The organism is Azospirillum griseum, from assembly GCF_003966125.1.
Taxonomy (GTDB): domain Bacteria; phylum Pseudomonadota; class Alphaproteobacteria; order Azospirillales; family Azospirillaceae; genus Azospirillum; species Azospirillum griseum.
In genome coordinates this window covers 1-502 of record NZ_RXMA01000135.1, presented here as the reverse complement: position 1 = coordinate 502, position 502 = coordinate 1, and the positions used below count along the sequence as shown (strand labels likewise).

General features: G+C 68.1%; 1 protein-coding gene. It reads right to left on the bottom strand.

Features of this window, described 5'->3' with window-relative positions; translation table 11 throughout:
• Nucleotides 1–316, bottom strand: a 316-nt coding sequence (locus EJ903_RS26505; protein WP_210211586.1) for an IS66 family transposase, incomplete at its 3' end; no start/stop codon positions are given.
• Nucleotides 317–502 lie beyond the last annotated feature (186 nt).

The window sequence follows — 502 nt, the reverse complement described above, 5'->3', positions numbered from 1 at the left end:
CCGCGGTGGTTTTGGCAGCGGCCTGCTCGGCCGCCAACTCGTCCTCGCTGGCGTTCGCTTCCAGTTCTTCGAGCTGGAACTCCAACTGGTCCAGCAGGCGCGCCTTGCGCTCGGAACGCGTGCCGTAGAGCTCGCGCCGGAGCTTCTCGATTTCCAGCTTCAGGCTGGCGATCAGCGCCTCGGTATTCGACGCCATCGCCTTGGCCCGCGCCGCTTCGGCTTCCGCCGCGTCCGCCCGTGCCTCGGCCTGCGCCAAGGCAGCGCGCAAGTTGGCGACGTCGTCGGCCGAAGTGGAGGGGAGCGGGGTGGTGGTCATGGCGCCAGTTTACCTGGAAACGTGCCGTTGAGCCGCCGCAATCATCCCTGAACTGGTGCGTCGATTCACCGTGTCGCAGTCACCCCGCGGCCTCGGGCCGCCAGGTCTTCTGCGGGTTGCGCCAGTCGATGCCCTCGAGCAGATAGCCCATCTGCCCGACCGAGATCGACACCGCGCCATCCGCCG